Origin of the sequence: Legionella qingyii, assembly GCF_003990155.1 — a bacterium.
In the GTDB taxonomy this organism is placed as follows: Bacteria; Pseudomonadota; Gammaproteobacteria; order Legionellales; family Legionellaceae; genus Legionella; species Legionella qingyii.
Genome location: NZ_RZGX01000001.1, coordinates 133,511 through 154,180, shown reverse-complemented (window position 1 = coordinate 154,180; position 20,670 = coordinate 133,511). Strand labels below are relative to the sequence as shown.

Here is a 20,670-nt window from a genome sequence, read left to right as displayed (position 1 = left end):
GTGAATTAATTTAATGTTAATGCTTTCAGGAGGTCTTTATGGATGAAGAATATAGAAAACAAGCTAAGTTAAAAATTACAAATGCCAAATATCTGGATCGTGAAGTTATTACAAAAAAAACTGTAATTGATAAATACCTACAAGGGATTAATTTATTTTTACTCATTGTTAATAAAACATTAAACGATTTTCATGAACTTTCCGATGCTTATCATGATCTGGCTATCGTTTATTTTAATAGCTCCGAATATGAAAAATCAGCTCAATGTTATCTGGATGCTATTAAACAACTTCTGCAAACTCCTCTCAATGATAAAAGTTATAGAAAATTAACCGAGTTGTATATTGATTTAGCCGATGCGTGTTATGAATCGTTAAATCAACCCGCAGGGGATGAGGCAATGGCTAATGCCATAAAAGCATTCGGCTGTATTAAAGAAAAAACCTTTGAGGAACAAAATATCGGTGACCCAGTTGTTAATTTCAAGCAATTTCATAGTCATTATGAAAAGAAACTCTCAACTGCTTCATATATTGCTTCATCCAGATTTGCTAATCATGAACATCTACTGGGTGAAGGACAATTTGCAAAACAAGAACAAGCCCTTTTCGAACAGTTTGAAACAATATCAATTCATGAAGTTCAACAAATTGATCACAGTATAGAAAGCATGTTAAGCCAACTCTCCTTATCAGCTGATAAACACCCATTTAGCCCAGTTTTAATCAATGAAACACCTGGTGATGGTGCTTATCGTAATATGGCAATGCAGCTTTTAGCACTCGCTAAATCCCAGGTTCAAAATCAACGTGTAAGAGATACCATTGCAACATATAAACAAGCCATTAAAACATTACAAATGATCAAAGCCCCCCAACAAAGTGATCATCAAATAATTCAACATTTGGAAGAACAAATACACTATTTATCGAAGAAACCCATTACCACAAAAACACAATTCCCTGCAACTTCCCCCTCTATACCTCAAGAGAATCAAAGTTCTATTTTGGTAAGCCAGTCTGGGGCAAGTTTTTTTTATCAATCGTTACCTCAAGAAACAAAAGAAGAATGTTTTGAGAGTTATGATCAAGATGTTGAAATGGATAACAACAGAATGAGTATGTAAAGAGAATGCTACCTTAACGTTTTGTTATTCTGTGTGCTTATGCCTCATCAGTTGAAGGAGGTCCAATCTTTTGCAACTTATGGATATTCTAAATTTCCTACAGAACTCCCAAAACAGTGTTATGGGAGTTCCTAATTTAAAATGACTTTTTATAGATTGTTATCAAGCATAAAAATCATTTAAATTTAGGATAAATCTAAAAAATCCATTTTAGATCAGTCTATAATTTTAAGAGTACAAAATACTATAAAAACAATTTAGTTAGAAACTAAAGGTATCTCAACAAATCAGGTATAGGAGCTATTCTATTATGAATCAGTATCAGCCTATTCCAGTTCATTGGTTTTTTGATCCATCGATCTATCAACTTGAAAAAGAATATATTTTTAAGCAAAGCCCCCAATATGTTGGACATCAGCTTATGGTTCCTAACTTAAATGATTATTATGTTTTGAAACGAAGTAATAATACTGAGATGCTGATTCATCACCAAGATGGGATTAGCCTGCTCTCTAATATTTGTCGGCATCGACAGGCGCTTCTGTTATCCGATTCAGGAAATATAAAAAGAATTCGCTGCCCAATTCATAGTTGGTCATACAATATCCAGGGTGAATTAATTCATGCACCACAATTTGAACAAATACCCTGTCTTAATTTAAAAAAAGACTACGTAAGTGAGTGGAATGGACTTCTGTTTAGAGGAAACAATAAAATAGAAGGAGATACAATCGACACTAAAGCATATACCGTATTGGATTTCTCTGATTATGTATTCGCTCAATCAAGACATCAATGCCATTCCTTTAACTGGAAAATATTCATGGAAGTATTTTTAGATGATTACCATATACCTTTTTTCCATAATGGATTGAGAAAATTAGTCGACGTACGAGAACTTGAATGGACGCTTGATGATACCTACTCCATCCAGTATGTAGGTATCCAATCTGATTTAACCAAATCAGGTTCTGCCAATTTTAAAACCTACCAATACGAATTATTGGCGCAAGCAAAAAACGAGCTACCCAGGTATGGAGCTGTATGGATGGCCTATTACCCAAACATCATGATTGAATATTATCCCTATATGTTAGTCATAAGTACTGTTTCTCCAATAAGTATTGAACAATGCATCAATATTGTAGAGTTTTTTCATCCGAAAGATATTTGGCTTTCTAATCCAAGCTTGTGCGCAGCAGCACAAGCGGCTTATTTAGAAACTGCGCAAGAAGATGAAGAAATATGCCTCAAAATTCATCAAGGTCGCAAAGGACTTCATGAGCAAGGAGAAGACCAATCAGGCCCCTACCAACCCGTATTGGAAGCAGCACTGCCCACATTTTACAATTTCCTCTTAGAAAAAATAAAAAAGAAAAATAACGAGGGGCTGTTGACAATCCACCGCGGCACCTAAGCGGGCAAAGAGAATTGTCAACAGCCTCTAATATTTTCCTCAGTTCAATACCTCTGCTTCATGCACCAAAGCCCTAATTAATTCTTTAACACTAGTGCTCCTGCACAATGGAACAGATTGTCCTGCCACATTGACATAAAATCAGAGTTAATACCCGAAAAACTTATCAAATGGCTATCTGTTGCTGGAAAATGTTCTGTGATTTTCTTAGAATGTTATTTTGGATTAATGAAGATAGATTTTTGCTCTCTTCAATTTTTAATAAAACGCCTGGTGCATCAAGTTAGGAGGACGCTATGAAAGCACAAGCTATATCATCTTTTGGTGACCCTTCAGTCTTTGAAATGATTGAGCACCCCAATCCCCAAATTAAACCCGGCTATGTGCTGATTCGAGTTGTGGCAACTAGCGTAAATCCTGTAGACTGTAAAGTTCGCTCTGGAAAAAACAGCCATATTTCCCCTCCTTTTCCTGCAATTTTACATAGTGATGTAGCTGGTATCGTTGAACAAGTTGGTGAAGACGTTACTGAGTTTGCTGTCGGTGATGAAGTCTATGGATGTGCTGGTGGTTTTCTTAATGAATCAGGTGCGTTAGCTGAATTTATGCTTGCTGATGCCCAGTTAATTGCGAAAAAACCCCATACCTTGAGTATGGTTGAAGCCGCTGCCTTACCTCTAGTATCAATCACAGCCTGGGAAGCATTATTTGAAAAAGTTAAAATTAATTCTGGACAAAAAGTATTAATTCATGCTGGTACAGGAGGAGTTGGACATATTGCGATTCAGCTCGCCAAATGGGCTGGCGCTGAAGTATACACCACTGTATCTTCTTCAGATAAAGCAGATATAGCGAAATCACTTGGAGCCAAAGAGACAATTAATTATCGGGTTGAATCAGTTGAAGATTATGTCAACCGACTAACCAATGGTAAGGGTTTTGACATAGTATTTGATACCATCGGTGGAGAAAATCTCGACAAATCATTAGCTGCTGTTGCCATGTATGGAAACGTAATCAGCATTCAGGCAGCCTCCAACCATGATCTTTCACCTTTACATACTAAATCGGCCAGTTTACATGCAGTGTTTATGCTATTGCCATTATTACGTAACATACAACGTGAACGGCATGGCAAGATTCTAAAAGAGATCGCGATGCTAGCAGATGAAGGTTATTTAAAACCGCTCATTGACCCGCATCTTTTTTATTTCGAGAACATTGATAAAGCTCATACATTATTAGAATCAGGAAAAGCGGTAGGAAAAATTGTAGTTCAGGCTTATTAATTCTGTCTTATTAACGCCATAACCCGGGAATCCAACTGATTACACCCGGGTTTCGCTGTGCTACGCCCAGGCTAGGATTTTGGAGGTTGAAGCAAATTTTTACAGGACTTACGCCCCTAAAAAAATCGAAGCAAAAAATGTTTTTAATGAGAGAGTTTAGATAAACTAAATGATCGAATTAAAAACATTTTTTAACGAAGAGATTGAGTTTTTTTCGTAAGTCCTGTTTTATTGCGTTCACAGTAGAGAATGGTGCTTGCTATCACCGCTGCAGGCATGGCCAATATATTTAAGATGGGGATAAAACTGGCTAGATTTATAGAAAAACCCAATCCAAGTGAACACATTTTATTACGAGCAATTTTTCTACGCATTTCTTTGAAGCTAACAAGGTTATTGTCCATAGCAAAATCTTGGTATTGAATACTTAGAATCCAAGCATTAAAAATAAACCACAAAAAAGGATAAACAGGCTGTAGAAATGGTACAAAAAATAAAATACCTATAATTAAAAAGCGTGGTAAGAAATAGCCAAGAAATTCACATTGACGTTTTACACTACGAACTATGACTTCATAAAATGTTGAAGGGGGAATGATGCTTCCAAAAAGCAGATTTTGTGTTTTTTCTGCTAGCAGGCCATTTAGAGGTGCTGCAATTAAATTGAAAAAAACCGTAAATAAAGATAGAAACATTAAGAAAAAACTGAGAATAAATATAACAAAAAAAATACTGCTAAAAAAACTTAACCAGGAAGGTAACTTATCAAGATAATGGTAAACATAGGGCAACAAATAGTGGTAGATAAGATAAAACAAGCCGGAAAACATAATAAAATTAATTGCTAAAGGCAATAGGATAAAACGTCTTAATCCATGAGTAGAAAGATGACGAATACCTCGTAGCATATAACCCATACCATGAAAAAAATCCCTCATTTATCCCTCAATCCACATCATGCGCGTTGCAATATACAAAATCTAATAATACACATTAATCGTATTAGGTTAAGTAATTTTGTCAAAAAACATCATATCTTTTAATATCTTTGTACAAAGAAATGATAGAATAACTTATTAATATATAATTATATTTTCTGAAAATAAGGTTTAATAATGCCAAGAATAGTGCAACAAATACCCAAACTAGCCACCCTGGCAGCAAAGGAAATTGAGAAATCAAATCCTCATCTTTTTTTTACTTTATATAAAAATACAACGTTACCCCTAGATCTAGAAAATCAGTATATTAATCCCTTAGTACAGGATCTCGTGAATAAACATGGGAAAATTTATTTGGCCAACATAAAAAAACGAAAAAAGCTGATTGATGAACGCTCCTCCGCCATTGAAGAGGATTGTTGTTATAAAAAAGCCATCACTCTCGCGATGGTGGCTTTAGGCACTGGAGTACATTTTGGTATTTATTTCATTCTACGGGCAAGTGGAGTACCCCATTCAACAACTCTAACGTTTCTTGCTACAATACCAGTCACTGTGATAGTCATGGGATGTTTTAGTCCTTGCGCCTCTATTTTACTATCAAAATTAATAGCACGAGGTACCGTGCCTGATATTCCGAGTGAGGTAGTTGATTTAACTGAAGTAGTTGAAGATATTGAATCACAAAAAAACAAAAGCCATCTAACTGTCTGAAAAGATTTATAACCAAAGTAGCTTACAGGCAGCGCAGCGGAACCCTGCAACTATACTGGCTATACCGCTCTGCACCAGGCTATTTTACTTATGCTCCTTTTGTAACAACTTTGTTACAATTACAGAACATCTTGTTATATCCCTGTTACATTTATTATTTAGACTAGTCATCAGATAACAATTAAAGAGGGGAATATAAGAAATGATGATCAAAAAATTATTGCTGTGCGGGATGTTAGGCGCGGCTACTTTATTTTCCACTACGTCCTTCGCTTTTTATCATACACATGATTATTATCCACGATTCAAGAATTTCCGCCATCACCATCATCATTCAAGATGGAGAAATACTCATCGTTGGACGCCGCCAAGAGATTATATTGTAGTGGAAAACGGTGCACCCTACCCACGATACCATCAACACTATTGATTATTAAATAATTTTCTTAAGATTGGGCCAAAATTGGCCCATTTACAGAATTGTGCTATACAATTTTCACCTACAGCATGTTCATTTTGTTCCGCCTTCATAAAATGATCTGATAAAATTTTCTCGCATAAAAATAACATCAATTATTTAGAGAACTTCATGAAATTTTTCAGGCGAACATGTTTTTTTTTCTTGATCACAGCTATTGCTCTTTATTCTTTTGTGGCGATGTATGTTACAAAAAATGCCGAAAAAGACGAAAAAAGGCAGGCCGATGTTATTTTAGTACTTGGAGCCAAAGCCTATCGCAATAATTCGTACAACCTTTGCCTCGTGGCTCGCGTAAAACATGCAGTTGATTTATATAAGGCTAACCTTGCCCCAAAACTTCTTTTCTCAGGTGGTACAGATATTGAAGATGGCGCAAATGAAGCGCGAACTATGAAAAAAATTGCTTTATCTTTAGGTGTACCTACCGAAGACATCCTGCTTGAGCCCGAATCAACTTCCACTTATGAAAATCTTCTTTTTTCTAAAAGGTTATTGCAAGCGAAGCAATTAAAATCCATTATTTTAGTAACTGAACCTTTTCATGCACCCAGAGCCATTCTAGTGGCTCAAAAATTGGGGCTTAAGGTATTCTGTTCCCCTGCAGTAGAAAGCGCATGCTGGAAAAAAAATAAATATCTATCGCGTTACTTTCTCAAAGAACCGCTTGCTATAATTTTTTACAAAATGAGAAATCAGTTATGAGCAGAATTAATTGAGAAATTTATTAATGAAAAGGGCTACACTCAAGGTAGCCCTTTATGCTTTTAGATTATTAATTATTTACTTTTAGTACAAGTCTCTGATCCAAGTTGATTGTCTGATTGTAAAACCCAGTTGGATTGTAACGAACCATCTGGTTTAATTTCTATCATTTGAATACCAATCACTTCCGGTTTTCTTGGATCCCAAAATGAGGAAGCAACAACATTAGTTTGATTTGGATGCATAACGCCTGTACCGTAAAGAACTGGCTCTCCATTACTATTATCCCATTCTAAAGTATAGGTATCGCCAGTTTTGGATACTGTAAGAGGATAAGCAACAGTATTATTGGCAGAATCAACACGTTGGCATTGATAATCCCCTATAAAAGAAGAAGTACTAGCCTTACTTGTTGAAGTATCACTACTGTTCGAAGCAGGAGAAGTTGAAGTACCAGCAGCACTTGTACTCGAGTCATCTGCATAAGCTGTTAGAGTAGGTAGGGATAATGCGGCGACTAAATAAATACTTTTAATTACAGTTTTCATAATAAATTCCTTTTCTCACCTTTATGCGAATAAATCTACTATTGGACTGATTTAGTACATGTTTCAGTACCACCTTTATCCTTATTACTTTCTGCAAAAACACCATCCAAAGAACCATCAGGCTTAATTGTGAAAATTTGAATTGTGGTTACAGTTGGTGATTTTGGTTGCCAAAATATGTAGCCAATCGCATTATTGACATTTTTATTAAATATGCCTTTACCAATGTAATATGGAAATACACTTCCTGTAGGGATTCCTGAAATTTTATACACATCTCCATTTTTTTTGAACACTACGGTTTCAGTACCGTCATTGGGAGTAGTGAACGGATCATGGTACGAGCATTTATATGAGCCAGAAATATCGGGTGTATCTGCAGAGTAGATACTGGGTGACACGGCTAAAATACCTAGCATTGTTGCTAGGGAAAATTTATTGATGACACGCATAAGAACTCCTTTTCTTAATAACTTAAAATTGATTTTAAGATACCTAAGCTAATACTAAATATATGTTACGCAATTTGGAAAAGCAAATTTCAACTGGAATAATTTTTATATAAAACAGATGTATTAAATGAACATGGAAGTTATTTAGATAGGTAAGAAGTATATTCTTCCGAATCTAAAGCTTGATTGTCGTCAAGAAAATCAACTACTTTTTTCAACTGCCCTTGATTTATGGCCAGGCTTTCAAAAAAACCGAACTTAACGGGTTTGCCAAGAATCGCTAACTTTCTTTTTTCAGCTGCTTGACATCTTGTCTCTGCGGAAAACGACCATAAAGAATATTTGTCACGAGAATCCTTTTGACGATTTTTTTTATATTCCTCCAAACAAAATAAACAAGTTGCTAAATAAACTACGCTTGCTTCCTGGCTTGTTAATATTCGTGCTTGTCTGTTTACTTCGGAAGCAAAACTTAAACCCGCTGCAAGGGATTTCTCTTTTCGAGTTGCAAAATCCAGTTCTAATAAATGAAATGTCTTTTCTATTAGCTCATCTTCTGTATCGCCAGGATTAAACCTGACTTGCTGAATAAAGGGATAAATCCAACGACTTTGGTCCGTAGCGCTTAGAAAATCGACGCGTAGAGTAGGAATTAAATGAGTTACCTTCCGCAAATCCTCAAGGAACTTAATTGAGCGGGTATCAATGTATTGATTATGTGTATTGAAAAATTTGATGCATTCATCTGTATTTTGGGTTAACCAATTAAAAATTGCCAACTCAGAACGTCGCTCTTCATCTGTTGTATGGGAGCGAAAATGAATCAGAAACGGGATTAAAGTAAGTTGCTCCACAGTGCAATATTTATAAATTAAATAATAAAGTGTTCTCAGCAAAAACAGTACATCTTTCATTTTTACGATCACTTGTGGTTTTTCTGAAGTTGTCCCTGCATTCAGTCTTAGGAGAGGATAGTCATTTTCTGAGCGCTCTTTATAACCTAACATTCGACTCGCACGAATAAATAAAGGCATAAGCTCGGTTATCATTAATCGATTTCCAGCCAAATGATCAAAATTATTTTTTAATTCTTCATACAAAATAGAATGATGGAAATCAGCTTCTAACACATTTGCTTTCACCAATGACTGTTGAAAAAAAAGCCAAGGCCTAACATCAGCACCATTGTTCCATTCGTCATAAGGTACATTACCAACAACCCAGTGCCAAAATTGATTAATGAGTTCTTTTACAGGAAGCATTATGCCAGGATGAACATCTCCCTCATCCTCGAGTAACGCGACCATCTCAGTTCGTCTTGAGACGAATTCAATAATTTCTTTGGGATATTTTAATAATTCAATATTACTTTTAAGTTCGCCAATCCGTAGTTTTAACTCGCAGACTTTCATTCTTTTACTCCATGTCTTTTATTGAGTAATGATTAAGAGACTACTTAATAAGTGTAGAAAAAAGCTGTACTAAACCAACAAGTATCTCAAATTATTGACATTTTAATTAAATATATAACAAAATATTTATTTTAGATCTATAGCAATATGACGTTTTTTATTACAGAGCTTTTTAAGGATATACTTCAAAAAAATTCAGCTTATTCCTAAGTCTTGTCAATAATTCCCTAAACTTATTGCGACAAATTGCTAATTATTCTCAATCAATAATTCCTGGAAGGATATTATTATGGCAATATAATCAGCTTCTACCATTACATAGACTTTATTGCGGCAAGAAGGATACTTATTCAAAATGTTTGATTTTACCGGAAGTTATACCGATCTATATCAACTGACCATGGCTCAAGTTTATTTTTTAAAAGGTCACAAAAATAATACGACCATCTTTGATTATTTTTTCAGAAAACTTCCTTTCGGCTCGGGATATGCCATCTTCGCAGGCCTAGCAGATTTATTGGAAATATTAGAAAACTATCATTTCAGTGAACAAGATATCGATTTTTTACGAAATAAAGGAATGCATCCGAAGTTTCTTGAGTATTTGAACAATTTTCGTTTCAATGGAACTGTTTATGCTCCCTCTGAAGGTGATTTGGTGTTCCCTACTTGTCCTGTAGTCACCATTGAAGCCAATATGATTGAAGCACAACTGATTGAAACCATTCTATTGAACTTACTTAATTTTCAAACACTTATTGCCACAAAAGCGAGCAGAATCCGCCATGTCGCTGGTGATTGTACCCTTGTGGATTTTGGATTACGCAGAGCCCAAGGGCCAGGGGGATATTATGCTAGCCGTGCAGCGATTGTTGGAGGATTTGATGCCACAAGCAATGTATGTGCCGGACGTGATTATCATATCCCTATTTCGGGAACTATGGCTCATTCATTTATCCAAAGTTATGACAATGAATTAACGGCTTTTCGTGATTTTGCCGAAATATGGCCTGATAACTGTACCCTTCTCGTAGATACATACAGTACATTGGAAAGTGGGGTACCCAATGCAATTCGCATAGGTAAAGAGATGGAGCAACGCGGCCATCGGTTGCAAGCAATCCGCTTGGATAGTGGGGATTTAGGCGAGTTGGCAAAAAAATCACGTCAAATGCTGGATGACGCTGGTCTGCATTACGTGAAGATTATTGCCTCCAATCAATTAGATGAAATCAGAATAAAAATGCTACGTGAACAAAAAGCGCCAATTGACATTTTTGGTGTGGGAACCAATTTAGTTATTGGCGCCCCTGATGCTGCTTTAGATGGAGTATATAAACTGGCTTTTGCAGAGGGAAAACCGAGACTTAAACTTTCTGAGTCAACAAGTAAAATCACCCTGCCTTATAAAAAACAAGTGTTCAGATTGTTACACCAAAATACTTTTTTAGGCGCCGATGTTATCGGGCTTATGGATGAGAAGAATTTAGATGGGGTTTATGCTCCTTTTGCATCTGAAAAACTATTGCCTATCACTCCAGATCAGCAAGAACCATTGCTGCAAAAAGTCATGGAGCATGGCAAACAATTAATCCCATCGAAAACACTGAACGAAATTGCAGAATTCAGTAGAATGCGCTTAAGTCAACTTCCTGATGAATACAAGCGGCTTGATAAGCCCAATATCTATCAGGTTGGATTAAGCAACCAGCTTAAGACAAAACGCAACGCATTAATTAATGATATAAAAACAAATCCTATCTGATGAAGACATTAATTATTATCGATGTACAAAATGATTTTATGCCAGGAGGCTCCTTAGCGGTGCCTCAAGGAGATTCTATTGTCCCCATCATTAATCAAATTACCCCCAAATTTGATTTAATTGTTGCTACTCAAGATTGGCATCCAAAAAAACATAAAAGTTTTGCATCCAACCATCCTGGAAAAAAGCCTTTTGAAAAAATTATGCTGCATGGAATAGAACAAATACTATGGCCAGACCATTGTGTTCAGGGAACCTGGGGCGCAGAATTTTATCCCCAGCTTGAAACAAGGCCTATAGCAGCTATTTTTCGCAAGGCGATGGATCCTGACATCGACAGTTATAGCGCCTTTTATGATAGCGCTCATAAAACAAACATCGGCTTAGCGGGTTATCTCCAGGCAAAAGGGGCCAAAGAACTCTATTTCTGTGGTTTATGTGCCGATATTTGTGTGTATTTCTCTATAAAAGATGCACTTCAAGAAGGATTCAAATGTTATTTAATTGAAGATGCTACCCTACCCCTAAATGAAAAGGCTTTTAAAAAAATCAAAGAGGAACTCTTGGAACATGGCGTCGAATTCGTACGCAGCAGTAATATTAAGTCTTGAAACGTTTCTGTAAACCCTCACCCCTGCTCCTCTCCCTAAAGAAGGAAAATTTTTATATCCCTTCTCCCCCAAGGGGAGAAGCTGCCGGTTAGGGGGATATCTACACCGGTGAAGAAACTTGACCCGAAACTAACTGTATCTCTGATTTTATCGCTGCAGAAACCCGCTCACCTGGCAACACAATTCCTATTAAATTCAGAGGATCCACAGATGAGATAGTTTGTGGTACCTCATCAAGTTCCTCATTTCGCATAGCCCGTAAGGAATCCACAGCATAAGGTAATGCAAATTGTTCACCTAAAAATCCGTCAACAAAACGACCTCCGCGCACCTCACCACGTAATTCAAGGCGTCGAAAAAAAATCAATAAATCGCGCCAACGAGGAATATTTTTCTCGCGCACGAGCAAATCACGGAATACTACGCCATAGCGTTTCAACAGCATCCAACATGCTGCTTCCACACGCTTTTCATAATCAGCTTGTGCATGAACATGCAACAAAGACCAACGCCCAGTACTAAGTGGAAATAGTGGTCTTCGTCGATGTCGGCCACTATATTTGCGTTTTGTACTAATAAGAGTACGTACATTATCAAAACTATCCGCCGTGACCATACCTACTGCAACTAACTCCCATAGGCCATTTTCTACTTCAACTTTTAGATTCCCCGTACCGCGAACAATGTCTGCATAGAATGAGGCACCATATTTTTTTAGGAATTGATAAATATTACGAGCAGGATGACTTAAACTATCCACCTCTTCAATATTATCCACAAGTTCATGAGGTGGAATCCAATCGGCTTCTTCTCGGACAAAAAATGTAATTGGTGCATTTCGCGTGGGTGCTAAACGCCTTGATTTTGTTGTTTCTTCTTCACTAACAGCTACAGAAGGATGAGGAGACATACGTCCCCAACCTACAAGGCCACTCATACACAGCTTATCGAGCATCAACAGATCATAGTCGTGTACGCGTGCAGGGAAGATCTCAGACTCCCATGCATTTGCAGCGAGCTCAAAACCCTGTAGTTGTCTAATAACCTCCAGAAGCCCACTCTCACCGCGCAGCTGATTCCCTTTTGCCACATGTTGCCATTTAAGTAACCAGGCCATAAATTGCGCCCGGGTAACCGGTTTGATCTGTTTGCGCAAGGATTCTGTAGTATAGCGATGGATACGTGCCAGTAAACGACGTTCACACCACTCGACTTCACCGGTATGCTCTGCACGAAAACTCCCGCGCAATACATACCCACTGGCTTCCAATTTTAATAAAGCATGCGTCACATCCAAAGAGGAAAGTTGTAAACAGTCACTGAGTACTTTTTGGGTGATTGGACCTGTATGTAAAAGCCAACCACGTAGGGCGTTCAGGATGCTCTCATCTTGTGATCCTGGTTCATCCTCAATATCAGCAAGTTCGTTGGCAAATGTTGCTTGCGGGAAAATGCAATGAAATGTCTTCTTCTTTTCAGCTGGCACATAATAATTTTTGCCTACAACTGAAGCTAATGTGGCCCTTCCTTCCTGCTGTAACTCAACAAAATAGTGTTTCCATGCAGGCAAAGTAGATTGATACTCAGACAATTGAATTGTTTCCGGAAAAACAATCACCGTTTGCAAAACATCGTGTAATTCATCTGCAGAGCGAATATCTGGCCAAGCGTGTTCTTGCACCTCTGTAATTGCTTTAGGATCCAGTTTACCCACCTCCTCCAAAAGTGCTTCCGGGAGTACACGCCGCATTTCAACTGCGCGAGAGCGTCGCTCCTCTAAAGGAGCATCATCTAAAAATGCATAGGGATTAGCATTTAAAATTTCATGGGAAAATACGGAAGGAACCGGAGTATCGACTGCAAGACATGTAATATTCTTGGATTCAATTGCCTGGATCACTTGGGCAAATCCCTCAATATCTAGAGCCTCCATTAGAATATCTTTCATAGTCTCTTCAATGAGTGGATGTTCGGGCAAGATGACATCACGTCCACCCAAATTATCCTGACATGCCGCCGCATCTGGAAAAACCGCAGCCAATAAATCATCTGCCAACATACGCTGAATATTGGGAGGAATTTTTTTACCGCCACGAAAACGTAATAAGGATAAGGAGCGTGAGGCTACTGCGCGAAATCGCACACCGAGTAAAGGGGATTGCAATACTGCTTGCGTCACAACCTCTTTTAGTGTGTTGGTATGCAAAAAGTGAAACACATCAGATAAAGGAAAACTATGTTGTTCTGCCAAAGAAATATTTAACCCATTATCGGTTGCTGCAGCTTGTAATTCAAAATTAAATGATCGACAAAACTTCTTGCGAAGAGCCAATCCCCATGCTTTATTGATACGCGCACCAAAAGGTGCATGAATAATCAGTTGCATCCCGCCACTTTCATCAAAGAAACGCTCTGCAATCACTGTTTTTTGCGTCGGGACGGCTCCCAAAATTTGTCGACCTAATCGAACATATTCCAGCAACTGCTCTGCAGCAGAACCATCCAGTCCACAATGATTGATTAACCATTCAATCGCGGCCTTTATTTCAGGATAGTGTTTTATATCAACAAGTTGTGGACTTTTTTCTGGCAACAATTCACTTATTTTTTCGCGCATCAGCGAAACCTGTAGTGATAACTCAATGCTACGTGCCGGTGCTTCTCCTAGCCAAAAAGGTACGCTTGGCGGCGCACCATGTGCATCTTCCACAAGTACGCGTCCATTTTCAATGCGAAGTATTTTCCAGGAGTTGGTTCCTAGTAAAAAAATGTCACCTCGATTGCTTTCTACCGCAAAATCTTCATCCAAAGTTCCTACCATGGCATTATCGGGCATCGCAATAACGGTAAATAATCCATTGTCTGGAATAGCGCCACCACTGGTAATTGCTGCAAGACGGCTGCCACGCCGTGCTTTGATCATATGATTTACCTGATCTCTATGAATATAGGCACCGTAGCGTCCTCGTGTACCGGCGATTCCTTCGGATAACATCCTAAGAATTTCATCAAACTTGTCCCATGTTAAATGATGATAAGGATAAGCGTTTTTAAAATAGTTAAAGAGCGATTTCTCTTCCCAATCCTGAGTAGCACATGCAGCCACAATTTGTTGTGCCAAAATATCAAGCGGCTCATGGGGAATAATTAACTGATCCAAATCCCCTTGGCGTATTGCATAGACCAGTGCCGCACACTCTAATAACTCATCGCGGGTAGTTGCAAAAATACGTCCCTTGGAAATCGCAGCATGCCAGTGCCCAGCTCTCCCTATTCGTTGTAATGCGGTGGCAATAGCGCGTGGCGAACCAATTTGGCAAACCAGATCAATACTTCCTATATCGATACCTAACTCCAAAGAAGCTGTAGCGACTAATACTTGTAGCGCGCCATTTTTTAATTTTGTTTCTGCTTCGAGTCTTAATTTTCGCGATAAACTGCCATGATGAGCTAAAACTTTATGCTCCCCTAAACGTTGCTCTAAATGATGGGCAACCCGTTCCGCCAATTTTCGGGTATTAACAAATACCAAAGTAGAACGATGCTCTCGGGCATAAATAGCAATTTTTTCGTAGATTTCATCCCACATCTCATTGGAAGCAACGGCAGATAATTCACTTTCTGGCACCACAACCTGCAAATCCAATTGGCGTTCATGTCCTATATTGACCAATTTCACTCTGGTTTTCTTAGCACCCGTTAAAAAATGCGCTACCTTTTCCAAAGGTTTTTGTGTCGCAGATAATCCAATGCGAATAAATGGTTTTAGAGTGAGTGCTTCTAAACGTTCCAAAGATAAAGCCAGATGCGAACCTCGTTTGTTGTTTGCCAGGGCATGAATTTCATCAACAATCACTGTATGGATTCTTGCTAAATTGATACGGCTTTTTCCAGCAGTTAATAAAATATAAAAAGACTCAGGAGTGGTGATTAGAATATGTGGTGGTTGCTTGAGCATCTTTTGTCGCTCACTGGCGGGTGTGTCCCCTGTTCTCACCGCGATGCGAATTTCTGGCAGGTATATACCGCGTTCTTTAGCTAATTCAGTAATTTCCAGCAATGGTATGAGTAAATTTTTTTGCACATCATTGCTGAGTGCTTTGAGCGGTGAAACATACAAGACTTCAGTCATATCCTGTAAATTTCCCGATATGGCTTTCCGCACCAAACCATCCAAACACGCTAAAAATGCAGCAAGGGTTTTTCCTGAGCCAGTCGGCGAGGAAATGAGGGTATCATTTCCTGCCAAAATGAATGGCCATCCTTGCTCTTGTGGTTCAGTGGGCTTTCCCACTTTCTGGATAAACCAATCCTGAACGAGCTGATGGGCCCAAACAAGGCTCTGATAGTTTGGTAAGTTCATAAGATTAATGGTAAATGAACAAATTCAATACATAGTATAGGCGATATTACTGGAATATAAGACTTCCTCAAATTTTACTTTTCTATCGATTGATACTTATTATTCAGCATCTATAAGAATTTGCTCAATTTCTTTATTTTTAAAAACTACATATTGGTGTAACCCTGTAGCAACTACTGCTGGGGCTAACTCTTTCATTGTCCTAACTGCTTCTTGTTTTTGTATATCTGTACTGTTTTGTTTTTCAAGAATCTCTGCATTTGCTAAAAAAGCAGCAATTGTACCTTTTCTTACGATTTTGCCATTGATGGATGCATTATCAACGCCATCAGGTAATATATTTTCAGGTCGAATTGAGCTATTATTTGACATATCGTTCTCCTTATATATGATGATAACCCATCATTTTTATCAAAAATTCAAATTAAGCGCGGCATTTCAATTTCATCTGATTTAGATTGTTCTACGACCGTAGATTGCCTTAAATCCTGCATTAATTTTGTTTGCTTGTCAGCCCATAATGAAGATGCTTTATGAATTCCTGTGTACTCAGAAATAATGTTCTGAACCTTTTTTTTCATTTGTTGCGCTACATCAGGAGCAGAATGTTTTCCCTCTGCATCTGCCTGTTCTACCAATTCTGCTGCTGCATTTAATGTCTCTTGAGTCCTTTGAAAATTAATCCCCTTTCGTAAATATTCTTTTAACATTAAGACCACTCTGTTTATTAAATGACAAACGAACTTTAGCATTGTTTGCGTAAAAATTAAAACTCGCAGAGCAAGGCATCAATATTGTTGTTGATTCGTTTATTACAACCATGGATGAATTTAATCGCTACAAAGAAGAATTAGAACAGTATGGAATTTTATTTGTTTATCGTTATGCTTCTGAACACTAATCGAGCAAAATGAGGAAGCCAGAGGCGATCGATTAAATATTTTACATAGACAAAATAATACCAATATGATCTATTTATGATCTTCGCTATTATTTTATGATCTAGTTGTGCTAAGATGCGCTTGCCTTCTCTACTTTTTAGAGAAAGCTTGAATTTTTATAATGAGAGCGAGGTTGAAATAAAATGGCGTTTGTGAAGTTTTTTAAAGATACAGCAGCTGATCTTGGAGAGGTGGTTAAACAAAGACCCCCAATTTATACTTCAGTTAAAAAGTTAATTAATCAGTTAGACTATGAAGCAAAAGAAGGTAAAAAAACGCTTCCTAACGATGTTCTCAATGCGGTTCAACAACTTAAAGCTCAATTACAGTCAACACTAGATAAATTTGACAGTGATCTTGAGAAAGGGATACGAATTCTAGCATATAAAAATCGGGTTAAAGAAATGGCCGAGGAATGTCGCTCAGCTATCTATAGTTGGGAACCAACCTTAATGGCACAAACTGGAGCATTCAATAAGCTCAAAGCATACATTAACGCGTTTCTGGAAGAGTATTTTGGGATTGAGTCATATTTTACAATAGAGAAAAACGAACTTGGCTTGAAACAGGGTATGAGTTCCAATTGGGTTAACACAAAAGGTGCTCTCACCGAAGAAGTTATTCAAAGTCCTGAAGATCTTCCATGCGGCTGTATCCTAAGTTGCTAAAATAAGGAATTTCTTATAACCTGGGAGAACCCATCCCAGGTTATATTCCATGTAGCTTACTCACAAATAAACTCCAAATTCATTTCCAAAAAATAAATTCTATCCTGTTAGTTTTTCAATTCTTCTCCTAATCAATCAATGCTAATATTATTGATATGAATCAAAAAGTTCAAAAGGAAGTGTATTATGCTCCAAGGCTTATCTGCTCAGCCAACTCATTGCTTAGGAGTTAGCCTATGAATCGCACCATTCTATTTACATCCGGATTAATTATCATATGGATAGTTGGTTACTTTCTGGTAATAGGAAGCCATGTGTTGATTCCTTTGGTGATTGCGGTTTTTATTTGGTTTCTTCTTAATACGATAAGTAACATTATTCAACGCATACCAGCGATACCTAATTGGCTCAGCATGATTTGTGCCTTTGCAATACTTGGAGTATCTCTTTTAATTTTTATAAATATCATTACCAATAATGTCACTAATGTCATCGCTGCATCCAATCGCTATCAAGAAAACTTATTAACAATTTTTAGCAATATTGATCAAAAATTTCACATTCAAATATTAGCGAGTATGAATAACATGCTCAAAGGTCTCAATTTTCAAACGATTTTCACGAGCGTTTATGGGGTATTCACAACGCTTACTAGTTCAACTGTACTTATTTTATTGTATGTTGCCTTTTTATTTGTCGAACAACATTTTTTTCTAAAAAAAATTGATGCGCTTTTTCCCTCTTTGGAAAGCCGTCTTTTAGTTAACAACATCATTAGTCATATCGCAAACAATATGCAGACTTATCTGGGAATTAAATCCATTTTAAGTATTATTACTGCTCTTTCCAGCTGGATAATTATGAAATGGGTGAAATTGGATTTTGCAGAATTTTGGGCACTTCTTATCTTTTTTCTCAATTTTATTCCCAATATTGGCGCCATTATTGCGATTGCTTTTCCAGCCACTTTGGCCTTGGTTCAATTTGCCAGTTGGATTCCTTTTACTGAAATCATTCTGGGTTTAGGAATCATACAATTTATAGTAGGAAATTTGATTGAACCACGTTTCTTAAGTAATTCATTGAATTTAAGCCCATTAGTTATCTTAATTGCCTTAGCAGTTTGGGGTGCAATATGGGGAGTATTAGGGATGTTCCTCTCCGTACCCATCACCGTCATGATGATGATTATCTTTGCCCATTTTGAAAAAACAAGACCTATAGCCATTCTTTTATCTCAAGACGGAGATGTCTTCAAAACTTATGAACTATTGCCTGCAAATAACTTACCTGAGCAAGATTGGACTCAATTTTAAAAAATGTAGCCTAGGTGCGGCGCAGCAGAACTGGGCTTGATGATATATAACATCCCCTGACTTTCGCTGCGCTGTCCACCCCAGGCTACGCATCAATGAAATCGTTTATTTTGGTTCCCAGAATGCAATATGAGCTCCAGTAGGATCTTTAATAATCGCAAAAAGTCCCATATCTCCAGCAGGAGTAACTCCTTTAATTTCTTCAGCTCCATTTTGTTTGGCTTTTGCTAATGTATCTGCAACATGACTCACCAAAATATAAGCCATCCAATGAGGTGAAATTTCATTTTGTTGATTTGCAGGAATCTGCCAGATACCTGCAAATTCTTTATCGTTGGCTTGAATAAGAGTGTATGTCATTTCACCAGAGTGTATTTCTTTAAATTGCCACCCTAGTACTTTGCTATAAAACTCTTTCGCTTTGCTCACATCCGCAGTAGCTAATTCATTCCAGCAGAATTGACCCATAGAATTTTGTGACATATTCATTTCCTTATTTTATTAGCAGTGTTTGAATGATAGTCCATAATTGCAAAAGATGTTAAAAAACATGGTCTGGAAATAAGACTATTCTTATCAAGCTGCCGAAGCAGCTTTAGCGGCTTCGCTTAACTCATTCTGGAATTTCTCCAGATCAGGAAAAAGATTCTTGCGAAATTCAAAAAGGTTTCTTTCTATTGATGAAGCAAAAAATCCGGGTTTATACGGTTTTTCTTCTTTATAATATGCCTCATACAGAGGAGCAAGAATGTGTTTATCTATCCACGCCATAAATTGGTTAAGGCGCTTATTTGAAGAAAATTTAGGGAGGTTTTCATTAAACTCCTCACGGAGATCTTTAATTAAATCACCTGCTTTATCGTGATTAGCAGTTGCAAATTTTTTTAATTGTTCTTTTGAATCACTCAGGTTATCCAGGCATAAATCATTTCTAGCAGTGCCAATTTTTGCTACTAATTGCGTCACTTCGGCATCATGCCGTGTAAATGCTTGCAATAACCCTTTCAAGATAGTAACTTCTTCTGAATCCTTTGAAACGTCCCCCAAGCTTTCAAGTTTAATTTTATCGATAATTTCCTGTACTATTCTTTTTCTCTTATTCACAAGATCACTTTGTTTTTCAAGCAACTTCGTTAATTTGCCAAATTCCTCAATTTGGTCAAAAGGTTTTACTTTTTGTTGCAACTTATTAAATAATTTTTTAATAGATTCTATGTCCAGAGTACTATTCTCACCCTTAAAAGCCTGCTCCAGTTCTCCATAAGCTTGATTATATTCTTGAATTTGCTTTGCAATCGCAGCATTTAGAGGATAGGTTTTCTCTTTATACACCAGAGAATTCCCTTCGTAAGTTAAAGTAAGAGGGGAAAAGGCTGCAAACCTGTTTCTTAAATCGTCTAGCTCTCTTTGCTTTTCAACAAAACTCTTAATTTCGTTTTGACTTTCTATTAGTTGGATGAACTGTTTTGTTATCTTCTGTAAGAGTTCTGCATTTATCATTAACGGGTTTGAAGTCGAAGAATAGTTTTTAAAGAACTTAGTTAAACGTTCATATAAGTAATTATATCTCTCAACCATATGTTGGGTAGAATAATTCAGAGTATAATTAGCTCCCTCAAAAGATAGAGCTTTTTCCTTTGAAGTAGTGTTCGTTAAGACAAACGGAGTGTGATTTTTAAACTTTTCTTTGAAATCTAAAAACTCTTTCCTATTTTTTCTTTGCTCTTCAAGAAAAGCAATAATCTGTATTTGATTTCTTTGTAATGCAGCAAACTGTTCTTTTTTATTCTTAAATAAAATAGGATCTACTGGAAATTCGTTATCACTCAATGCCTCAAATAATTGTTTATGAGCGAGATTATATTGCTCAACCAATATTTGAGTTGGAAAATCCAAGACATATGTTTCTCCTTGATATTCTAA

Annotated in this window: 19 protein-coding genes; 10 read left to right on the top strand and 9 right to left on the bottom strand. The window is 37.2% G+C overall.

Annotation, left to right across the window (positions count from 1 at the left end):
- Positions 1-38 precede the first annotated feature (38 nt).
- From ELY20_RS00585 to ELY20_RS00575, 3 genes are all read left to right on the top strand, one after another.
- Positions 39-1,127, top strand: a complete 1,089-nt coding sequence (locus tag ELY20_RS00585) for a hypothetical protein (RefSeq protein ID WP_233590456.1) — start codon at positions 39-41, stop codon at positions 1,125-1,127.
- A 310-nt stretch (positions 1,128-1,437) separates the two neighbouring features.
- A complete protein-coding gene (locus ELY20_RS00580; RefSeq protein WP_233590455.1) occupies positions 1,438-2,544 on the top strand; it encodes an aromatic ring-hydroxylating oxygenase subunit alpha in 1,107 nt (368 codons plus the stop codon).
- A 296-nt stretch (positions 2,545-2,840) separates the two neighbouring features.
- Complete coding sequence (locus ELY20_RS00575) at positions 2,841-3,833, top strand: zinc-dependent alcohol dehydrogenase family protein (protein ID WP_110141194.1); 993 nt, start codon at positions 2,841-2,843, stop codon at positions 3,831-3,833.
- A gap of 191 nt (positions 3,834-4,024) precedes the next feature.
- Here ELY20_RS00575 and cysZ read toward each other — a convergent pair whose 3' ends face one another.
- Positions 4,025-4,771, bottom strand: coding sequence for a sulfate transporter CysZ (cysZ, locus tag ELY20_RS00570; RefSeq protein WP_110141193.1), 747 nt, complete (start codon positions 4,769-4,771; stop codon positions 4,025-4,027).
- Between the two features lie 177 nt (positions 4,772-4,948).
- Here cysZ and ELY20_RS00565 point away from each other — a divergent pair, with 177 nt between their 5' ends.
- The 3 genes from ELY20_RS00565 to ELY20_RS00555 all read left to right on the top strand — a co-directional run bounded on the left by ELY20_RS00565 (position 4,949) and on the right by ELY20_RS00555 (position 6,671).
- Positions 4,949-5,488, top strand: a complete 540-nt coding sequence (locus ELY20_RS00565) for a hypothetical protein (protein ID WP_110141192.1) — start codon at positions 4,949-4,951, stop codon at positions 5,486-5,488.
- Positions 5,489-5,690: 202 nt separating this feature from the next.
- Complete coding sequence (locus ELY20_RS00560) at positions 5,691-5,918, top strand: hypothetical protein (protein ID WP_233590454.1); 228 nt, start codon at positions 5,691-5,693, stop codon at positions 5,916-5,918.
- Between the two features lie 159 nt (positions 5,919-6,077).
- Positions 6,078-6,671, top strand: coding sequence for a YdcF family protein (locus tag ELY20_RS00555; RefSeq protein WP_110141191.1), 594 nt, complete (start codon positions 6,078-6,080; stop codon positions 6,669-6,671).
- Positions 6,672-6,745: 74 nt separating this feature from the next.
- Here ELY20_RS00555 and ELY20_RS00550 read toward each other — a convergent pair whose 3' ends face one another.
- The 3 genes from ELY20_RS00550 to ELY20_RS00540 form a co-directional block, all read right to left on the bottom strand.
- Positions 6,746-7,219 carry a hypothetical protein gene (locus ELY20_RS00550; protein WP_110141190.1) on the bottom strand — a complete coding sequence of 158 codons (474 nt, stop codon included), beginning with the start codon at positions 7,217-7,219 and terminating at the stop codon, positions 6,746-6,748.
- A 38-nt stretch (positions 7,220-7,257) separates the two neighbouring features.
- Positions 7,258-7,671, bottom strand: a complete 414-nt coding sequence (locus ELY20_RS00545) for a hypothetical protein (protein WP_110141189.1) — start codon at positions 7,669-7,671, stop codon at positions 7,258-7,260.
- Positions 7,672-7,811: 140 nt separating this feature from the next.
- Positions 7,812-9,083 (bottom strand): hypothetical protein, encoded by a 1,272-nt coding sequence (locus ELY20_RS00540; RefSeq protein ID WP_110141188.1) that lies wholly within the window; start codon positions 9,081-9,083, stop codon positions 7,812-7,814.
- A 355-nt stretch (positions 9,084-9,438) separates the two neighbouring features.
- Between ELY20_RS00540 and ELY20_RS00535 the strand changes: the two genes are divergently transcribed.
- Both ELY20_RS00535 and pncA read left to right on the top strand, forming a co-directional pair.
- The gene (locus tag ELY20_RS00535; RefSeq protein WP_110141187.1) at positions 9,439-10,848 is read left to right on the top strand and encodes a nicotinate phosphoribosyltransferase; all 1,410 of its coding nucleotides are present in this window, start codon (positions 9,439-9,441) and stop codon (positions 10,846-10,848) included.
- Positions 10,848-11,459, top strand: coding sequence for a bifunctional nicotinamidase/pyrazinamidase (gene pncA, locus ELY20_RS00530; RefSeq protein WP_110141186.1), 612 nt, complete (start codon positions 10,848-10,850; stop codon positions 11,457-11,459). Before ELY20_RS00535 ends, pncA begins: the two co-directional genes overlap by 1 nt.
- A 100-nt stretch (positions 11,460-11,559) precedes the next feature.
- On the opposite strand, the gene ELY20_RS00525 is transcribed toward pncA, so the two are convergent.
- From ELY20_RS00525 to ELY20_RS00515, 3 genes are all read right to left on the bottom strand, one after another.
- The gene (locus ELY20_RS00525) at positions 11,560-15,822 is read right to left on the bottom strand and encodes a DEAD/DEAH box helicase (RefSeq protein WP_110141185.1); all 4,263 of its coding nucleotides are present in this window, start codon (positions 15,820-15,822) and stop codon (positions 11,560-11,562) included.
- 99 nt (positions 15,823-15,921) lie between these two features.
- The gene (locus tag ELY20_RS00520) at positions 15,922-16,194 is read right to left on the bottom strand and encodes a hypothetical protein (RefSeq protein WP_110141184.1); all 273 of its coding nucleotides are present in this window, start codon (positions 16,192-16,194) and stop codon (positions 15,922-15,924) included.
- Between the two features lie 47 nt (positions 16,195-16,241).
- Positions 16,242-16,532, bottom strand: coding sequence for a hypothetical protein (locus ELY20_RS00515; protein ID WP_110141183.1), 291 nt, complete (start codon positions 16,530-16,532; stop codon positions 16,242-16,244).
- 374 nt (positions 16,533-16,906) lie between these two features.
- Here ELY20_RS00515 and ELY20_RS00510 point away from each other — a divergent pair, with 374 nt between their 5' ends.
- Both ELY20_RS00510 and ELY20_RS00505 read left to right on the top strand, forming a co-directional pair.
- Entirely contained in the window at positions 16,907-17,431 is a 525-nt protein-coding gene (locus ELY20_RS00510) for a hypothetical protein (protein ID WP_110141182.1), read from the top strand.
- A gap of 236 nt (positions 17,432-17,667) precedes the next feature.
- On the top strand, positions 17,668-18,747 hold the full coding sequence (locus ELY20_RS00505) for an AI-2E family transporter (protein ID WP_110141181.1): 1,080 nt from the start codon (positions 17,668-17,670) through the stop codon (positions 18,745-18,747).
- A gap of 105 nt (positions 18,748-18,852) precedes the next feature.
- Here the strand turns inward: ELY20_RS00505 and ELY20_RS00500 are convergent, their stop codons facing one another.
- Both ELY20_RS00500 and ELY20_RS00495 read right to left on the bottom strand, forming a co-directional pair.
- Complete coding sequence (locus ELY20_RS00500) at positions 18,853-19,230, bottom strand: VOC family protein (protein ID WP_110141180.1); 378 nt, start codon at positions 19,228-19,230, stop codon at positions 18,853-18,855.
- Positions 19,231-19,323: 93 nt separating this feature from the next.
- The gene (locus ELY20_RS00495) at positions 19,324-20,643 is read right to left on the bottom strand and encodes a hypothetical protein (RefSeq protein ID WP_126955418.1); all 1,320 of its coding nucleotides are present in this window, start codon (positions 20,641-20,643) and stop codon (positions 19,324-19,326) included.
- Positions 20,644-20,670 lie beyond the last annotated feature (27 nt).